Annotated in this window: 12 protein-coding genes; 2 read left to right on the forward strand and 10 right to left on the reverse strand. The window is 57.1% G+C overall.

The genetic code is table 11. The annotated features are described in order from the left end of the window. Window positions 1–233: 233 nt before the first annotated feature. Window positions 234–1,658 carry a sensor histidine kinase gene (locus tag HNI00_RS10265; RefSeq protein WP_316792998.1) on the reverse strand — a complete coding sequence of 475 codons (1,425 nt, stop codon included), beginning with the start codon at window positions 1,656–1,658 and terminating at the stop codon, window positions 234–236. A 960-nt stretch (window positions 1,659–2,618) separates the two neighbouring features. Between HNI00_RS10265 and HNI00_RS10270 the strand changes: the two genes are divergently transcribed. Next, complete coding sequence (locus HNI00_RS10270) at window positions 2,619–2,933, forward strand: DUF3155 domain-containing protein (protein WP_068512609.1); 315 nt, start codon at window positions 2,619–2,621, stop codon at window positions 2,931–2,933. Between the two features lie 547 nt (window positions 2,934–3,480). Here HNI00_RS10270 and guaD read toward each other — a convergent pair. The 5 genes from guaD to HNI00_RS10295 form a co-directional block, all read right to left on the reverse strand. Further along, window positions 3,481–4,842, reverse strand: a complete 1,362-nt coding sequence (guaD, locus tag HNI00_RS10275) for a guanine deaminase (protein WP_316793000.1) — start codon at window positions 4,840–4,842, stop codon at window positions 3,481–3,483. Between the two features lie 182 nt (window positions 4,843–5,024). Beyond that, window positions 5,025–5,963 (reverse strand): ribokinase, encoded by a 939-nt coding sequence (gene rbsK, locus HNI00_RS10280; protein WP_316793002.1) that lies wholly within the window; start codon window positions 5,961–5,963, stop codon window positions 5,025–5,027. A gap of 112 nt (window positions 5,964–6,075) precedes the next feature. After that, window positions 6,076–6,537 (reverse strand): acyl-CoA thioesterase, encoded by a 462-nt coding sequence (locus HNI00_RS10285; protein ID WP_316793004.1) that lies wholly within the window; start codon window positions 6,535–6,537, stop codon window positions 6,076–6,078. Window positions 6,538–6,783: 246 nt separating this feature from the next. Beyond that, entirely contained in the window at window positions 6,784–8,154 is a 1,371-nt protein-coding gene (locus tag HNI00_RS10290; protein WP_316793006.1) for an ABC transporter ATP-binding protein, read from the reverse strand. Window positions 8,155–8,240: 86 nt separating this feature from the next. Further along, complete coding sequence (locus HNI00_RS10295; RefSeq protein WP_420156345.1) at window positions 8,241–9,977, reverse strand: ABC transporter permease; 1,737 nt, start codon at window positions 9,975–9,977, stop codon at window positions 8,241–8,243. A 437-nt stretch (window positions 9,978–10,414) separates the two neighbouring features. Here HNI00_RS10295 and HNI00_RS10300 point away from each other — a divergent pair, with 437 nt between their 5' ends. Further along, entirely contained in the window at window positions 10,415–11,266 is an 852-nt protein-coding gene (locus HNI00_RS10300; protein ID WP_316793010.1) for a universal stress protein, read from the forward strand. Window positions 11,267–11,466: 200 nt separating this feature from the next. Here HNI00_RS10300 and HNI00_RS10305 read toward each other — a convergent pair whose 3' ends face one another. From HNI00_RS10305 to HNI00_RS10320, 4 genes are all read right to left on the reverse strand, one after another. Then, entirely contained in the window at window positions 11,467–11,832 is a 366-nt protein-coding gene (locus HNI00_RS10305; protein ID WP_420156346.1) for a DUF5615 family PIN-like protein, read from the reverse strand. 5 nt (window positions 11,833–11,837) lie between these two features. Continuing rightward, window positions 11,838–12,068: a DUF433 domain-containing protein gene (locus tag HNI00_RS10310; RefSeq protein WP_316793014.1), complete on the reverse strand. Its 231-nt coding sequence runs from the start codon at window positions 12,066–12,068 to the stop codon at window positions 11,838–11,840. 233 nt (window positions 12,069–12,301) lie between these two features. Further along, complete coding sequence (locus HNI00_RS10315; RefSeq protein ID WP_316793016.1) at window positions 12,302–14,779, reverse strand: glycosyltransferase; 2,478 nt, start codon at window positions 14,777–14,779, stop codon at window positions 12,302–12,304. Between the two features lie 89 nt (window positions 14,780–14,868). After that, a complete protein-coding gene (locus tag HNI00_RS10320; protein WP_172354333.1) occupies window positions 14,869–16,572 on the reverse strand; it encodes a potassium channel family protein in 1,704 nt (567 codons plus the stop codon). Window positions 16,573–16,939 lie beyond the last annotated feature (367 nt).

Genomic DNA, 16,939 nt, shown 5'->3' on the forward strand with positions numbered 1-16,939 from the left:
GAATGTGGCTAGGGATCTAGACACTTAATCTGTGAATTTAAACGGAATCGCGCAAAGTCAAGATTGCGCTCAATGTCAACCCCGATAAGACGGAAAACAGATTGCCTTAGAGCAACAATATTCCATTTGGTAGCAGGATATACGTAACTGCATGGAAAGACAAGTTGTTGTGCGACACAAACGTCGCAATTTCGTCAGGAAATATTGATAGCTTAAGGAACTCATTGGAAAGCTTAATCCTGGCTGGCGACATGGATTGGAAGCCAAACCAAAAAGGCAGTGCCGGGTGAAGTGCCGGGTTCGATTAATCCACTCTCGTCGGCTGGGCTAAAGACCTGGATTTCGCCCTGCATTTGAGACATGAGATCGCGGGCGATCGCCAATCCTAGCCCCGTTCCAGGAATCTCGCCCTGGGACTGTACGCCGCGAAAGTGTCGTTCAAACAGATGCTCAAAGTCGGCTTTGGGAATGCCGGGACCGGTGTCGAGAATGGCGATCGCCTGCTGCCTGTTCCCCGTCTCCGACTGGCGCTCGATGCCGCCAACCAATCGCACCGTGCCGCCCGCTGGGGTGTATTTCAGCGCATTGTCTAGCAGGTTATTCAGAACTTCTTGCAGGGCGCGGCGATCGCCCCACACGGGCGGCAAGTCGGGCGGCAAGTCAGTGTGCAGCGTCAGACCCCGCTCCTGGGCGATCGCCCTAGCAGAATTGATCAGCGGCGCAACCACTGCCGCCAAATCCAGCGCTTCGAGCTGCACTTGCCCGGTCACGGAGCGGGGTTCTGACGGGGTTGGGACTGCCTGGGATGGCAATGCCAAGGGCGCTCTGCCAGAATGAACCCCTGCATCACGGGATGGCGATGTAGGACTGGCTTCGGGCAGGGAAGCAGGGTCGAGATCGATGACGGTATCAAACTGGCGCAGCAAATCTTGCAGGCGATCGCTCTCACGCACGATGCCCTCTGCCACGGTGCGGTTTTCGTCCTCCGGCTGGACGCGACGCAGCAGCAGTTTGCCAAAGGTGCGAACCGCCGTCAGCGGATTACGAAACTGGTGCAGCAGATCATCCATCTGGTCGCGCTGCTGGCTTTGCAACACCTGGCGCTGGTGTAGCTCAAACTCAGCCCACTGCGATCGCTGATCGAGCAAGCGGGCGATCGCCAGCGTTTGGGCAATATGCTCGACCTGGCTCTGCTCCTGTTCTCCCCAGAGGCAATCCGAACAAGCCGTCACCAACAGCCCCATCATCATGCCTTCATAGACTAGCGGCAGGACAATTTTCTGGGAGTATAGTCCCGGCTCGGCAGCAGGGCCAGCAGCACTCTGAAAAGCAGGGTTTGGTGTTCCTGGCGGGCGCTCCGATTGCTGTGGCGTTGAGGCAGAGTTGGGAGGAGAGGCGGGCGATCGCTCTGCATCCGCCAACAGCCGTTGGGGGGGTAAGGGGGTGCTAGACGGCCCGCCCGATAACAGCCGCAGAATCTGTTCCTGGCTCCAAGCCACGGCCTCTTCGGGATAGGCCGCGACAGGCGTTAGATCAGCGTCGCCGCCCGCTGTTGGGTCGTCTGTTAAATACACCACGCTCAAAGCAGCCCCAAGCCCCTGCGTCAGCGCTGCAATCTGCGCCTGACAAAGCAAAACAAACTCAGGACTGGCTGGCATCAACATGTTGCAAGCTATTACAGCATTTCTGAAGCTGAGAGGATGTTTGAAAAGTCCTACTGTTTGTAGCAAAGCGTGCAAGATCCCCCTAATTCCCCCTTAAAAAGGGGGACTTTAAGGCGGTTTCCCCCCTTTTTTAAGAGGGGCTAGGGGGGATCTCTGAGTGCTTAACATTACAGGCGATACCTTTTCAAACACCCTCTGAGAGGGGCACAAAACTCTAACTTTTCTAGGGTGGCGCGTACCTCACCCCGCAAGGAAATGCGATATGCCGTTTCAAAAGGGATTGCAAATGCTCGATCCCCATTAGCCACTCATTATAGAAGCGATATGAGCGTCAGACGGATGAAAAACGGGGTAGGGCAGGCTCTAGGAGTACTTTGCTAATTGACTTACATGCAAGTACAAGATCAACAAAAAATTGGCTCGGTGATCCCACTGTTGTAACCCTCACCCCAATTCCCTGTCATGGGATTTTGTCAAGGGTCGCCACACAACTCCAGAGAGGGACTTTCAAGCCGGCTCTCCTTCTCTCTTTTTGGGAGAAGGGGTTGGGGAATGAGGGCAAACTTGCAGAACTGGGATGCGCCCAATTGGTTTTGCTGACACATTGGATGCAAGAGGGTTTGATCTGGCTAGATCTTAAGGAGGCATCTGCTCAGGGACTGTGCCAAGCACCTGTACCATCAGACAGATGACAAACGGCCAAGCCTGAGCGGGGCTTCAGCAGGTTTACAGTGCCTTGGACGGGCGGCAGAGTATAACGAAATGTTAAGTCTCGCCGCAGATAAATTAAGCAATTCTGCGAAATATCGGGGCTTCTAAGCCGACATCTCTAAGATTTTATGTCGGTAGGTTAAAAGAAGTTGAAATTTTGAGACCAGGACACTATACTGGCGACGGTTTAGTTTTTTGTAACTACAGTTACATCTATTCCTAGAGAGAGAGGAGGTCAGGAGGTTGGCAAGGAGACGTAAGCGTAAGAGTCGTCGCCGCCTAGAGGGGCGTAGAATCCTGGAGTTGGTGCCTCAGTACAGTATTGAAAGTGGCGAAGATAAACCCGTCACGGCTGCTAGAAAGTTCATTCAGGCTGAGGGCATTGCGCCACCGGCCTTGCTGCTCGTCAAGCGAAACGAACACACCACCGATCGCTATTTCTGGGCAGAGAAGGGGCTTTTTGGGGCGCAGTATGTCGAGGAAAACCATTTCCTGTTCCCCAGTTTGCGGCTGTCGGAAGATGAGTCCGATGAGCTTTCACTCGCTTCAAGTCGGTAGTCGGTAGTCTCGCTTCGGTTCTCAGCTAGCGCAAGTGGTTTGAATCGTTCATCCGCATCTTCAAGGCTCTTGTAACGTTCAGGTGTCGGGCGCTGTTCAATCAGTGTAAGCGGCGAATAGCTAGATAGATTTAAATAAATAGCTAGAGCCTGCTAACCCGATTGCAAGGATGCTCAGGGCAGTTTGGATCAGAACCTGTAAAGCTGCAAGCGCATGAATTGAGACAGCTTAGAGAAAATCAAAGCAAGCGGTTTTCAGATTTCATCAGAAATTGCTGGCTTTTTCAACTAGTGGGACGCGGGGCTATGCATTTAGCTCCGCTTTTTTTTGGAGCTTTGGGGCTGAGGTTGGAGAAGTGGATTGTGGGCGATCGCCCCAGCGTTGAACCGAGAGTTTACTACGTTCGCGTTTTCAGTTGAATATTAAGTTGGGTATTAGTTGGTTATTAAGTTGACACTAGGGATAACACCGTTACCCGACAGTCGGTGTATTTTATGTAACCAACAGGCATTTTTTGCCCGAATGCGACGAAAACCGTTGCAAAGCTTTACGGTTTTGCATCTCGCTCGTAGGCAAGCTGTCCGGCAATATAGGTTGCGGCGATCGCCCGCTCGTCTGCCAGGATCATTGTGGCAAAGACCGAATCCGCCATTTCCTGAAAATCAGCGGGCACGGCGACGGGGTTTCGCTTCGCCAGGATCGGTGTGGATTGTAGATCTAGCGCCACCAAATCAGCTTCTTTGCCCACCTGGAAGTTGCCAATTTTGTCGTCTAGCAAAAGCGATCGCGCTCCCCCCAGCGTCATCATGTAAAACGTCTGGAACGCAGACAGGCGATCGCCCCGCAGTTGGGTCACTTTATAGGCTTCGCTGGCCGTCCGCAGCATCGAGAGGCTCGTACCGCCGCCCACATCGGTCGCCAGCCCCACCTGCACAGGCGCTTCGGGCGATTTGGCCTTTTTCAAGTTGAAGAGTCCGCTGCCCAGAAACAGGTTCGACGTGGGGCAAAAGGCGATTGTTGCGCCCGACCGCGATAGCCGCTCAAATTCGGAATCGCTGAGCTGGATGCCGTGGGCAAAAATCGAGCGATCGCGCACTAGCCCAAAGGATTCATACACATTCAGGTAATCGGTACACTCTGGAAATAGCTCCAGAGTAAACGCTACTTCTTTGAGATTTTCTGACAGGTGCGTGTGTAGGTAGACATCAGGAAACTCCTCCAGCAGCTTGCCCGCCGCCCGCAGTTGCTCTGGCGTAGAGGTGATGGCGAAGCGCGGCGTGATGGCATAGAGGAGGCGATCGCACTTGTGCCAGCGCTCGATCAGGGCCCGACTGTCTGTATATGCGCTCTCGGCTGTATCCGTCAGATACTCCGGTGCATGGCGATCCATCATCACCTTGCCCGCCACCATCCGCAGGTTGCGCTGCTGCGCCTCTTCAAAAAAGGCATCCACGGACTCTGGAAACACCGCTGCCAGCACCACAGCCGTCGTCGTGCCGTTTTTTACCAGTTCCTCTAGGAAAAAGGCCGCCACCTGACGGGCATAATTCTTGTCTTTGAACTTTGCCTCCGTTGGAAACGTGTACTTATTCAGCCACTCCAGCAGTTGTTCGCCGTAGGCCCCGATCATCTCCGTCTGGGGGTAATGCACATGGGTATCGATGAATCCTGGAACCAGGAGGCGATCGCGCTGATGGGTCACGGGCACATCGGGATACTCCGCCCGCAGCGTGGCATAGTCGCCCAGTGCCTTGATGCAGCCGTTCTCCAAGACCATCAGCCCATCGTGGATGTAGCGGACGCTTTCTGGCTCCGGCACGTAATACGGATCATCCAGAAAATCCAGAAACGCGCCCCGAATGGCATGAAGCGTCGCATCGCTAGAAGGCGTAGCGTAGGCAGTGGTCATAGGACAGAAAGGTCGGGAATCGAAGGGCAAGGGGCAGGAGGGGGTAGGTTTCTAGGTTCAGAAACTGCGAGGAACGCAGCCCAGAATTTGCCCCCCGCAGCAAACGCCTATGCCCAGATTAAGACGTTTTGCACAGGCTGCTGTAGCGCTGCTATCAGTCGGGCGCTGAAAAACCTCGCCCATCAGAAACCGGGCAGCAAGACCGATCGCGCCTGCAAAAAGGCGCGTAGCTCTTCGCGGGTGGGCAGGGAGGGCTGTGCGCCGGGTCGCGTCACCGAGATCGCCGCCGCCGCCGCCGCCTGAGTCGTCGCCTGTCGGAGCGTTAGGCCAGCCGCTAGCCCAGCCGCCAGCCCGCCGTTAAAGCAGTCGCCTGCGGCCACCGTATCCACAGCCTGCACGGGAAAGCTGGGAATTTCAAAGGTTTCGTCCGCCGTCATGCAGACCGCTCCGGCTTTGCCCAGCTTGCTAATAACCGTGCCCACCCCTCGCTCGTGCAGCACGGCCGCCGCTTTTTGAGCCGACTCTAGGTTGGTCACCGGGAACCCCACAAGCTGGCCCGTTTCCACCTGGTTGGGCGTGATCAGGTCGATCAGCGGAAATAGCTCGTCAGGCAGATCCGTGCGGGCGGGGGCGGGGTCGAATAGCACCGTCACCCCAGCAGATTTGGCGGCCCTGGCTGCGGCAACCACCATCGGCAGGGGAATTTCCAGTTGCAGCAGCAGCACCTTCGCCTGGGGCAAAATCTCCGTCAGCCGCGCCACGTCCGTTTCATCGACGCGACCATTTGCGCCGGGAATCAGAATAATGGTGTTCTCGCTGGCATCATCAACAGCGATCATGGCGATGCCAGAGTGAGTGCTGGAGTCAATCAAGATGCGATCGCACGTCACGCCGCTCTCTTGCAACCCCCGCAGCAAGTCCTGTCCAAAACCGTCGCCGCCCACGCGCCCCACCATCGCCGTTGACACACCTAGCCGCGCCACCGCCACCGCCTGATTTGCGCCCTTGCCCCCCGGCACGGTTTCAAACCTATGCCCCGTCAGCGTTTCACCCGGCTTGGGTAGACGCGGCGTGCGGGCGACGAGATCCATATTGAGGCTACCGAAGACGATAACAGACATGGGGAATTGAGAGGGAAGAACGAAGAGGGAAGAGGGAAGAACGAAGAGGGAAAGGGTTTTGTTTTTGGGTTTTCCCTTTCTGTGTTGAGCAACTTATCATCCTGACCCTTGATCACGGACTCGCCAGTCGCATCAGCGCACTCTTCACCGCTGGCGGCAGCACGCGCATGATCTTGCCCTTTTCGCGATCCACGGCGACAAGCGTAACCTGGGCTGTGGCGTAGAGGATTTCGCCATCGGGAGACTGGATGCGGTAGTCGCAGTTGAGGCGCACGCCGTCCATCTGCAACCGAGTGCGGACAATCGCCCCTGCGCCCATCTGAATCGCCCGGTGATAGCGCAGCGAGAGTTCGACGACGGGCAGTTCGCAACCGATCGCCACGAGGTCTTCATAGTTTACGCCGATGGAGCGCAGATACTCGATGCGGGCTTCTTCGAGCCAGGCGATGTAGGTGCCGTGCCAGGCCACGCCTGCATAGTCGGTGTGGTGGGGCTGGACGCGCACAGGATAGTCGAACCAGCTATCGCTGGCGGCGACGGCGGGCTGGATGGCGTGGGTGGGGAGTTCGGTCATGGATGGGCTGCAAACAGATCAAAAGTCCTCCGAAAGCGACCGAGCGCTGGGCGCGGCCTCCTCTATGCTATCAGCGCAATTGGGGCGATTTGCCAAGTGGATGCTGCCCGATGGGTGCAGATAGGCAAGCACGAGGGCGATCGCCCTTCCAGGCTAGTCTCCAGACCAGTCTTTTTGAATGCTTCTAGATGCTTCTGGATGCCCCTGGATGCCCCACTCCAGCAGCTTGCTCACATCACAGCTTGCTCACATCACAGGCTGTACCTCTGGCAGATAAAGCCGCTCCTCGTCTGCGTCATACTCAAATAGCTCTGCATAGCGTCCCCAATCTACAGCGGTCGCAAACTGGCGCTCTGCCTCAGCGTGGGGAAAATGTTCGTCCCACAGATCCAGGAAAAAGTCTGCCCGCATGGAGCCGTTTTGCTTTTCGCGGAGGGTGCTGCAAATACTGTCAAACACAGGCACATGGCGCAAAAGCTGCTGTCGGAACAGGTCTTTGCTTTGCAGGATGGTGGTGGTGGCAAAGTCTCGACCCGCCTCCGTCAGCCCTACATCTCCGCCAGCGACCGTCGCAAAGCCCAGCAAAACGGCCGCATCCAGAATGGGCAGCAAATCATCGACCGTCAGGCCCAGGCGCTTGGCCAGGCGGGGCAGGTTTTCCTGTCCATTGGGCTTTTCCACCAGCAGTTCCAGGAGGCCGCTGATGCCGCCGACGCGGGCATGGGGTAGATTCATGCCGTAGGGCGATCGCTGCACGCTGCTGGCCGCCGCACCCTTGACCTCGGCGGCAGAAACCGCATCCGCAGCAATGACTTCCCCGGTCACTGGCAACTCAGGGTTGGTCATGACGGTGTAGAGATAATCCACTAGGGCGGTGAACCGGGGATGCGTGCGATCGTGGGAGCGGGGCAGATCGACCGTAACAATGCCGCGAATGCAGCCGGGCCGGGCACCCAGCACCACAATCCGATCGGCCAGAAACACGGCTTCCTCGATGTTGTGGGTGACGATCAAGATGCTTTGAGACGGGAACTGGCCTGCATTCCAAAGGTCGTCAATTTCGCCTCGGAGGTTTTCTGCGGTCAGCACGTCGAGGGCGCTAAACGGTTCATCCATAAACAGCACTTTGGGACGTAGCACCAAGGCCCGGGCAAAGCCGACCCGCTGCTTCATGCCGCCCGATAGCTCCTTAGGATAGGCGCTTTCAAACCCGTCCAGCCCCACGAGGTCAATCGCTTCGAGCGATCGCCGCCGTCGTTCTGCCAGCTCCACGCCCTGAGCATCCAGCCCCAGTTCAACGTTTTCCTGCACCGTCAGCCAGGGCAACAGCGCAAAGCTCTGAAACACCATCGCCACATCGGTATTCGTGCCCTTGAGGGGTTGCCCGTTGCTGTAGACCCTGCCCTCGCTGGGCGGAAGCAGCCCCGCCATGATTCGCAGCAGCGTACTTTTGCCACTGCCACTGCGGCCGAGCAAAGCGACAACCTCGCCAGGATAAATCGCAAGGTTGATGTTGCTGAGAACCGTAAAACTCCCTTTCCCTTCAGGAGAGGCAAAGCTTTTATTCACCTGCTCAACGGCAATCAGGGCAGTGTCCAAACGAGTCGCAGGGGTCATAGGGCGCTCCTAAGGGGGAAAAATCAGGGATTTTTGAGGGGAATTTTTGAGGGGAATTCTTGAGGGAAATTTCCTAGGGGAATTTTCTAGAGATGATATTTCGTTTCGGCTAGCTCATAGAGCCGCCGCCAGAATAGGCGGTTGAAGCCCACCACAAACAGGCTCATCATGGCAATGCCCAGCGTGATGCGGGGCCAGTCGCCAGCCGTAGTGGCTTCGGTAATGTAGGTTCCCAGCCCTGTAGCAGTCAGGGTGTTGGCTCCCCAGGAGACTATCTCGGACACGATGCTGGCGTTCCAAGCGCCGCCGCTAGCCGTGACTCCGCCCGTCACCCATGCCGAAAAGATGCCCGGAATAATCACTTTTTTCCAGCGCTGCCAGCCCCGCAGCCCCATGTTGTCTGCCATTTCCCGCAGGTCGGTGGGAATTGTCTGGGCTCCGGCGATGGAGTTGAATAGGATGTACCACTGAGCGCCCAGGGCCATCAGCAGAATGCTGCCCCACTCGATGCTGATGTTGGTGCGGATAAAGAAAAGGGTGGCAAAGGGGAAAATAAAGTTTGCAGGGAAAGACGCGAGGAACTGCACGACGGGCTGCAAGAGTCTTGCCAGCTTGGGATTGAACCCGATCGCTACGCCGATGGGAGTCCAGATCAGGGTTGCAATGACCATCAGCACCATCACGCGCAGCAGGGTCAGCAGTCCCAGCCAGAATGTCTTCAGGACTTCGGCAGGGCCGACCGTTCTAAAGATGAAATGCAGCATCCAGGCGATGATTGCGCCAATGATCAGCAGCAGGATGATATTAAACAGGCGATCGCCCTTTTCACCAGGTTCACCCGATCCATCGCTTGCTCGATAGGTCGTGCGCGGCGGCGTGAGGGCAGACAGAAGCCGCTTGGTTGATTCTCCAAGCGGGCGCAGCAGCCGACCCAGCGTGCGCGGAATGCGGGCCGCTTGCAGCAGGTCATAGACCCAGGAGGTGGGTGGTGCAGCGGCGGCGCTTTGCTCTAGGCGGAACTTGTCTGACCAGACCACAATCGGTCGCCAAAACAGTTGATCGACCAGCATAATTACAATGGCAATGGTCAGAATTGCCCAACCCAAGGCAGAGAGGTTCTCCTGGGCGATCGCCTTTTCCACGTAGGAGCCAATTCCCGGCAGCGTGTATTCCTGATTCAGCACGCTGATGGCCTCGCTAGCCGCCACAAAAAACCAGCCTCCGCCAAAGCTCATCATGGCATTCCACACCAGCCCAATCATGGACGACGGGACTTCTAGCTGCGTAAACCGCTGCCAGCCCGACAGTCGGTATAGCCGAGCCGCTTCCATGAGTTCCTGCGGCACAGTCCGCAGCGATTGGTAGAACGAAAAGGTCATGTTCCAGACCTGGCTGGTGAAGATGGCGAAAATCGACGCGGCCTCCAGCCCCAGAAGGCTACCCGGAAATAGCGCAATAAATCCCGTCACCGTAATCGACAGAAACCCCAGCACGGGGACAGACTGCAAAATATCCAGCAGCGGGATCATAATGCGCTCGGCGCGGCGGCTGCGGGCAGCAATATACCCATAGATCAGCGTAAACAGGGTGGAGAACCCCAGCGCGATGAACATCCGCAGCGTCGAGCGCCCGGCATAGTAAGGCAAATTGCGCGGGTCGAGGTCGATTTCGGGTGAGACTTCGGGCGGCGCAAAGCGAACCATCATGTCTGCCCCCAGGCGACCAATCAAGGCGAGCAGGGCGATCGTGCCCAGAATCACGGCGATATCGGCGAGTCCGAAGGGAAACCGTTTGAGGGCTTCAGGCGTGGGGAAGGTACGCATGGGGGCAGCGGGCTGATGGAGAGAACTTCGAGATACTTCAGAGTAGAGGGAGGAAATTTGTCCGGCAAGTTCAGCAGGATACGCAGGCCGCAGAAGGTGGGCGATCGCCCGTGGGTCTTGGCCACCGGCCCCACCAAATCGCCCCTTTACCAAATTGGCACGTCAATTTTTACATCATTTCCGCCGCAGCCCAGACCGCCTATTTTAAGCTGGAATACGGATATTGCAAGGGATTCGGGCTTTAGGGCGATCGCCCGCCGACTCATTCAATCTGGCATCGTCAGAATGATTCAGAGCAATGATCCGGAGAACGTTCCGACGTATGTTTTGCGAATGATCTTGAATGGTCTACTGACCTAAGCAGTCTCTTTAAGACACCCCTAAAACACCCGTTCTGACTTAACTTGTTCTGACTGAAAAGCTGTTAAGAGGCAAGCATGATCGAGAAAATTTTGCTGGCAGATTCTGGCACTGGGCATACCGAGGAAATGCTCAAGAGCCTAATGGAAATCCCAACTGTTCAGGCGGCGACGGTGACTGTGCTACACGTCGTCCCACCGCAGGTCACCTCCGATGAGATGGTAGCCAAGTGGGAAGAGGGCGGACGGATTTTGTCGCAGGCGATCCAAAATCTGAAGCTCGACCCGGCGCGGGTGACGGCAGTGCTGCGGGAGGGCGAACCCAAGGACGTAGTGCTGAAGGTGGCAGATGAAGTGGATGCTGATCTGATCATCATGGGATCTCGCGGGCTGAAGCGCATTCAGTCGATTCTGGAAAATTCCGTCAGCCAGTACGTGTTTCAGCTAGCTTCGCGGCCAATGCTGCTGGTGCGGGATGATCTCTACGTCAAGAAAATCAACCGTATCATGGTGGCAATGGACAAGTCCGACTCGGCAAAGGAAACGCTGAAGCTGGCCATTACCTTCCTGCGCGACATCAAGGGCGGGCAACTGGTGCTAGTGCATACCAACCCAGAGATGAAGCTCAAGCCGGGTGAAATTGCGGCGAATCCAGACGAAGATCCGGTGCTCATTCCGGCGATCGCCGAAGCCAAAAAATACGGCATTTCCTACAAAACCGTCGCCCCCGAAGGCAAACCTGGCGAACGCATCTGTCAGCTTGCGGAAGATCTGAACGTAGACCTGCTGATGCTCGGTTCGCCCGATCGCCGCCCTACCATCGCCAAGGGATTGCCCGATCTGGATCGGCTGTTGGGGCAATCGCTGTCGGACTATGTGCGGGTGTATGCGCCATGCCCCGTGCTGCTGGTGCGAATCCCGAATCCGTAGCCAGGAGGCAGCCGCAGAGGAGCGGGTCATTGAGGATGGATCAAGAGAGGATGGGCGGATAGAGGATGGGTCAATAGAGGATGAGTAGCCCTATGAAGGCGATCGCCCTTCGGCTGAAGAAACCTTAGCCTGCCCCTTTGTCTGTCATTTCAATTCGCTTCGGGTTCTCTAACCCAGGCTGATGGGCTTAGTGACTCGCTCTAGGAAAACGGCAACACTCGAACCCTTGAGCGACTTTCATCCACCGTTATCAATGCGCCCGATTCCAGCAGGGTACGGAACTGATGGATGACAGAAATCACCGTGTTTTCCAGGTGCGTTGGCAGGACGTTTTGGGTCCGAACCTGAATGACACTGGGCCCATTTGCCTGGGTTGCAGCCAGCAGCGCCCCAAAGTCTAAATCGTGAGTGAAAACGACATAGCCGCTGTCCCTTGCCCACTGCATGATCGTGCGATCGCTCGCGCCCGGATCGCCCACAGTTGACCAGTGAATCGCTTCGATTTCATGCCTGGCAAACACAGGAACCCAGTCTGGCGAGAGGTTCATATCAATCAAGATGTTCAAAACTTTCATGCTAGGCCCAACGGCACTTCGATTTCCTCTACGCGCCAGGCCGCATAGGCAAGCGATTCCATCAAGTCTTCTTTTTCCAAATAGGGATAGGCGCGAAGAATCTCATCATAGGAGTGTCCGGTTGCCATCAGTCCCAGAATCATGCCAACGGTTACGCGCATTCCCCGAATGCAGGGTTTTCCGCCCATTATCTCTGGGTTGATGGTAATGCGTGTCAGGTTCTTCATATGCCGCTTTAGAGGGTGAGGATCGAGAGTCGAAATTGCGGATACCAACAGGACCTACGCACTTGCGATAAGTTTTCTGGGTTTTGGACAATTTCTCGCGGGCTGCGTCCGTGAGAAATTGTCCAACTGCGTAATTCCTAACAAATTTAGGACTTGAATTTGGATTCTAGGTTAGGGATTGTGGATTGCCAATCCAGGACTTTGTGCCGGAATCGTTTACAACAGGACGTACCTTAGCCGATCGCCCTCAGGTAGGCGGCGCTGAGTCGATTCAGGTAGTTCTTCAGGCTAAAGTTCTGGGCAACCTGTTTTCCGGTTTCGGCAAGCTGGTCGCGCAGGGGGCGATCGCCCAAAATTTGCTCCAGCTTGGCCTGAATATCTGCCACATCGTAGGGATTCACGTATAGCGCCGCCGGGCCACAGACCTCTGGCAGGCAGGACGCGCTCGACGTGACCACCGGACAGCCCATCGTCATCGCCTCGATCGGCGGCAGCCCAAAGCCTTCGTAGAGCGACGGAAAGACGAAACAGTACGCCCCCTGATACAGATAGCGCAGGGCATCGCCGGGGACATATTCCAGCAGGCGCACGTCCTGCTTTGTGCCGGGGTCAAACAGGTAATCCAGTCGCCCCAAGTCGTCCTCAAAGGACCAGGCCTTTTTGCCGACGATTACCAGCGGCAGGTCAGTTTCCAGCGCGGCATAGGCCTCCAGCAAGCGCCCGACGTTCTTCTTGGGTTCGATCGCCCCCACAAACAGCAGATAGTTCTGATAGCCCAGCCGATAGCGCTTCAGGAAGTCGCCGATTTCCTCCGGCGTTGCATCCAGCGGCTTGATATTCACGGGCTGGTAGGTGACGACGATCTTGTCGGGGTCGGCATCAAAGTAGGACAGCACATCTTTTTTGGTGTGTTCTGACACAGCAATGGTCAGGGTGGAATCCTTGAGCGATCGCTTCACCTTGTTATAGAAATCCTTCTTGTTGTCCAGCGTTGTATAGGGCAGGCGCAGCGGAATCAGGTCGTGAATCGTGGTGACTTTCTTTGCACCGGGAATGCTGACGGGCAGGGGAAACGTGGCGTGCCACAGGTCGATTTTTTCGGGAATCGTCACCTGAGTAGACCGTCCAAACAGGTTAAACGCTGCATTGGCGACGCTATAGCACTTCGGCAAATTGTACGACCGGGCAAGCTGAATGAAATCTTCGGTAAACTTGCCCTGCTTTAGCACCACCTCGCCCACGGCTTCTCGCCGCCACGCCCGATAGAGCGACGGCACAGAAGATTTCAGCAGGTCTTTGACCAGCATCAGGTTTTCTACCAGTTTTCGCCCGCCCACGTCCTGCTCATCAAAAAACAGCACCTCGTCCAAAATCGGGTCTTTTTTGTTGCTGTTGCGGCTGAGCAGCACGTCCACATCCGCCCCCAGCACCGTCAGCGCCCGAATCAGGTTCACCGCGTAGGTGCGGATGCCCGTGCCCGTGGTCAGTTGCAGGTTATATCCATCAACGAGAACTTTCACACCCGCCAGGACGGGTTCGGCTAGGGGCGGCTCTGGAGGGCGATCGCGCTCCACCTGTTCCACTGCGTCCGCCTTGGCCACCGCAGGCACCGCCAATTCCTTCAGCGCCGCATCCACCATCGGCTGCCCGTCTTCCTGCCGCTCGCTGATGTTGCCCCAGGTAGACCCCTGCTCCGTAATCTGGAAGCTTCGCACCAGTCCGGGTACGCAGATCAGGTACTTGCCCCGCTTGGGAATGGCATGGGGCGACCAGGCAGTAATCCACCAGTCTTCGTCTGCGCCCTGGCCCGGCTTGCCGCCCGTCGGCTTGGGTGCGCCCAGATACGGCGTAGGAATGGGCATTACGCCGGCCCAGTAGTCCCGGTGGGCGTGCAGGTGTTGCCCTGGCATGGAACGCTTGAACAGCACCTCGTACCCGGCGATGCTGCCTTTGGCAAAGGTGGGATGTTCCAGCGCGTCGCGCCCTGCCAGAATCGGCCGCTCCACGGGATCTTGGATTTTCTCCAGAATCTTGAACAGGTCGGGATGCACGTCCACATCGTCCTGGAAGTAGGAAATCCAGTCGATGGCGGGGTCGGCTAGCCAGTAGCCGATGCCGACGTTCATAGCGTTGGGCAGACCGCGATTTTCGGGAATGCGGATGAGGGGAACGCCGTGTTCGTCGGCAATGCGCTGGTTGGCGGCGGCGTTTTCGGGGGTGGAAGCGTCGTCCACAATCACCACGGGCGCACCCAACTGGCAGATCTGGGGGAGCGATCGCCCCAGGCTCTCCGGTCGGTTGTAGGTGGTAATCGTCACGCCATAGCGAATCGGTTTCACCTGGCCCCGCTGCTGCGCCTCCACCACCGCAAGCTGGTTCAGCAAAGGCTGGAGATGCACCCCTGCTGCTTTGGGCGCGTTCTCCGGCGGCTGTTTGGCAAACACCACAAACACAGCGTTTGCAAAGAGCGGCTGAAACGTCCGCAGCACCTCCAGCGCAAAGGGCGGCTCGATTTCCGCCACCATGCCCTTGTGCATCACCACATAGTCAAAGTGGGACGGCGGCAGCAGGTAGGTGATGTTGTAGTGATAGTTGCCCGGAAAAAACTCCATGAACTCGTTTGGCGCAAGGATGGCATCGAGTTCGTGGGCGTGTTGTTTCAGGAAATCGCGGGTTTCAATCCAGGCGGGGTCGGTGAGGGGGAAAGGCATTTTAACCAGAGACAGGATGAACCAGAGACGGGATAGACCAGAGACGAGGGGGCTTCTCAACCTCCCATCATCCCATCATCCCCGCTTTCCTACGCTCTTCCCCGCAGCCCCACCTCCGAGGGCACCGTGCGCCAGAGTTGTTCCAGATGGGTAGCAGGCATGGTCAGGTAAAGCACGTCCCCGGCTTGCAGCGTGACATCCAGCAGGTTCCAGCCGTGAGTGGTTTTGCGTTCGGCCTCTAGGTACAGCGGCACAAAATCGACATCCATCGCGGCTTCCTTGAGGGGGCGATCGCAGAAGGGATGACCCGGCGTGATCAGCGTTGCCAGGGCCACCCACAGGCTATCGCCGGCCATACCGTTGCCCAGGATGCGTCCGCCTAGCGCGGCGGCGGCAAAGGAGGGAGCCGCCAGATCCGCCGGACTCAGCACGGCTTCAAAATCAAACACCTGCTCTGCCAGCGGCGCGAACTGGGGGTCTTGATTGCGAACGATAACGGAAATGCGCGGCGCAATCCCTTTGGCCGTCAGAGCAATTTCCAGATTGGCTACGTCATCGCTGGTGACGGCAATCAGGGCCCGCGCTGAGGCGATATGGGCATCCTGGAGCGTGCAGGCCAGACTGGCATCGCCAAGAATCACGGGCACGCGCAGCGATCGCACGGCGCTCAAAAAGCGATTGCCCGGATCTTTCTCAATTACCACCACGCGGCCACCGCTGGCGTGGAGCTGGCGCACAGTCTGAATGCCCACGCCGCCCAGCCCGCAGACGATGTAGTGATTGCGGCGGGGAATGGGAGCAGATTGCCAAAGCTGCCGCAGCCGCGTCCCCAGCACCAGGTCATTCAGCAGGGCATAGCAGATGCCAACCACGCCCGTACCGATCAGCATCATCGACACGGTGAACAGCTTAATTTCGGGCTGCGCTCCTTCCGCCACGCCTTCATTGCCGCCTGCCCCCGTAATCATGCCCACCGAAAAGTAGAGGGCATCGATGAAATCGGCGCGGACATGCTCGGTGTAGAGCAGGGTGGCCCCCAGAATAGCCGCGAGCAGGAGCAGAATCGCCATTACCGTTGGGCGGACATGCTGCTGAAACTGGCGCAGATGGTTGCCCCAAACCAGCAGCGTTTCGCTGAGCGATCGCCCGCTAACCTGGGCTTCGGGCTTGGTGGCCACAATCAGGCGATCGCCCCATTGCAGCAGTTGCCCATGCACCACCCCCGACACCAGATCCATGCGGCTATTTTCTGGCAGGTAATAGATCAGCATCCGCGAGCGGTCTTCCCAGAGTTCGCTCAGCGGTCGCCCCAGCCAGGGATGGGTTTCGTCGATAAATTCCTCCCGCATCGGCCAGACCTGATCAAACAGGCGCAGTTGCCCAATCGCCCGACTGCCCATCGCGGCAAAGGCAAACACCGGAGCCGCCAGCGCCGCCACGCTCATGCTGACGTGATCGGGCAGCGTGTGGTCGAGGCGATCGCCCAGGCTAGTGTTAAACAAGCGGTTGATAATGCGAATGCGAGGATTTAGCACTCGCGCCTGCGTCAGCACGGCCAGATTTTGCGCGTCGTCGCTGCTGGCCAGCACCAGCGTATGGGCCTCTTGCACGCCTGCTTCTAGCAGAATTGCCGCCGATCGCATGTCGCCCACGATGATGTCTGCTCCGCCCTGCTCTGCCTGAGCCAGCGGGCGACTGTTGATCCCCACCACCGCCGCGCCCTGCTGCTTTAGCAGGCAAAAGATCTTGTACCCCGCTCGACCCAGACCACAAACGATAATTCTTGGTTTCATGAATTCCTGATTGTCAGCCATACGCTCTGTCAGCGGGACGCAAGGGGTGATGGTTTGTGCCTGAACAGGCGATCGCCCGCTGCGCTCCAACGTCTCGAAAAACCAACATCTCGAAAAACAAACTCAAAAGAACAGTCTTAAAAACCAGGCTCGAAAAAGCAGCTTTAAAAACAGCCCAGAACGGCCTCTAGGCACAAGTTCTGATCTACTGATCTACCAATTCTTTGGCAGGCGGTGCGGGCAAACTGTAGCCCCAAGCACGATGCTGCAAATGTTTACCCAATGTAAAGCTTTGGGACTTGGAGGTTTACAGTTCTCAGGGGGGGAGAGGGAAGAGGGAAGAACGAAGAACGAAGAACGAAGAACG

The sequence above is a fragment of the Thermoleptolyngbya oregonensis NK1-22 genome (genome assembly GCF_032705245.1).
Lineage (GTDB): Bacteria > Cyanobacteriota > Cyanobacteriia > Elainellales > Elainellaceae > Thermoleptolyngbya > Thermoleptolyngbya sichuanensis.

What these genes read in the sequence shown, in the direction of transcription:
- HNI00_RS10315 (WP_316793016.1), bottom strand. Translation starts at nt 14,779, where the DNA reads ATGCCTTTCCCCCTCACCGACCCCGCCTGGATTGAAACCCGCGATTTC.
- rbsK (WP_316793002.1), bottom strand. Translation starts at nt 5,963, where the DNA reads ATGTCTGTTATCGTCTTCGGTAGCCTCAATATGGATCTCGTCGCCCGC.
- HNI00_RS10320 (WP_172354333.1), bottom strand. Translation starts at nt 16,572, where the DNA reads ATGAAACCAAGAATTATCGTTTGTGGTCTGGGTCGAGCGGGGTACAAG.
- HNI00_RS10285 (WP_316793004.1), bottom strand. Translation starts at nt 6,537, where the DNA reads ATGACCGAACTCCCCACCCACGCCATCCAGCCCGCCGTCGCCGCCAGC.
- HNI00_RS10310 (WP_316793014.1), bottom strand. Translation starts at nt 12,068, where the DNA reads ATGAAGAACCTGACACGCATTACCATCAACCCAGAGATAATGGGCGGA.
- HNI00_RS10300 (WP_316793010.1), top strand. Translation starts at nt 10,415, where the DNA reads ATGATCGAGAAAATTTTGCTGGCAGATTCTGGCACTGGGCATACCGAG.
- HNI00_RS10290 (WP_316793006.1), bottom strand. Translation starts at nt 8,154, where the DNA reads ATGACCCCTGCGACTCGTTTGGACACTGCCCTGATTGCCGTTGAGCAG.
- HNI00_RS10265 (WP_316792998.1), bottom strand. Translation starts at nt 1,658, where the DNA reads ATGCCAGCCAGTCCTGAGTTTGTTTTGCTTTGTCAGGCGCAGATTGCA.
- guaD (WP_316793000.1), bottom strand. Translation starts at nt 4,842, where the DNA reads ATGACCACTGCCTACGCTACGCCTTCTAGCGATGCGACGCTTCATGCC.
- HNI00_RS10295 (WP_420156345.1), bottom strand. Translation starts at nt 9,977, where the DNA reads ATGCGTACCTTCCCCACGCCTGAAGCCCTCAAACGGTTTCCCTTCGGA.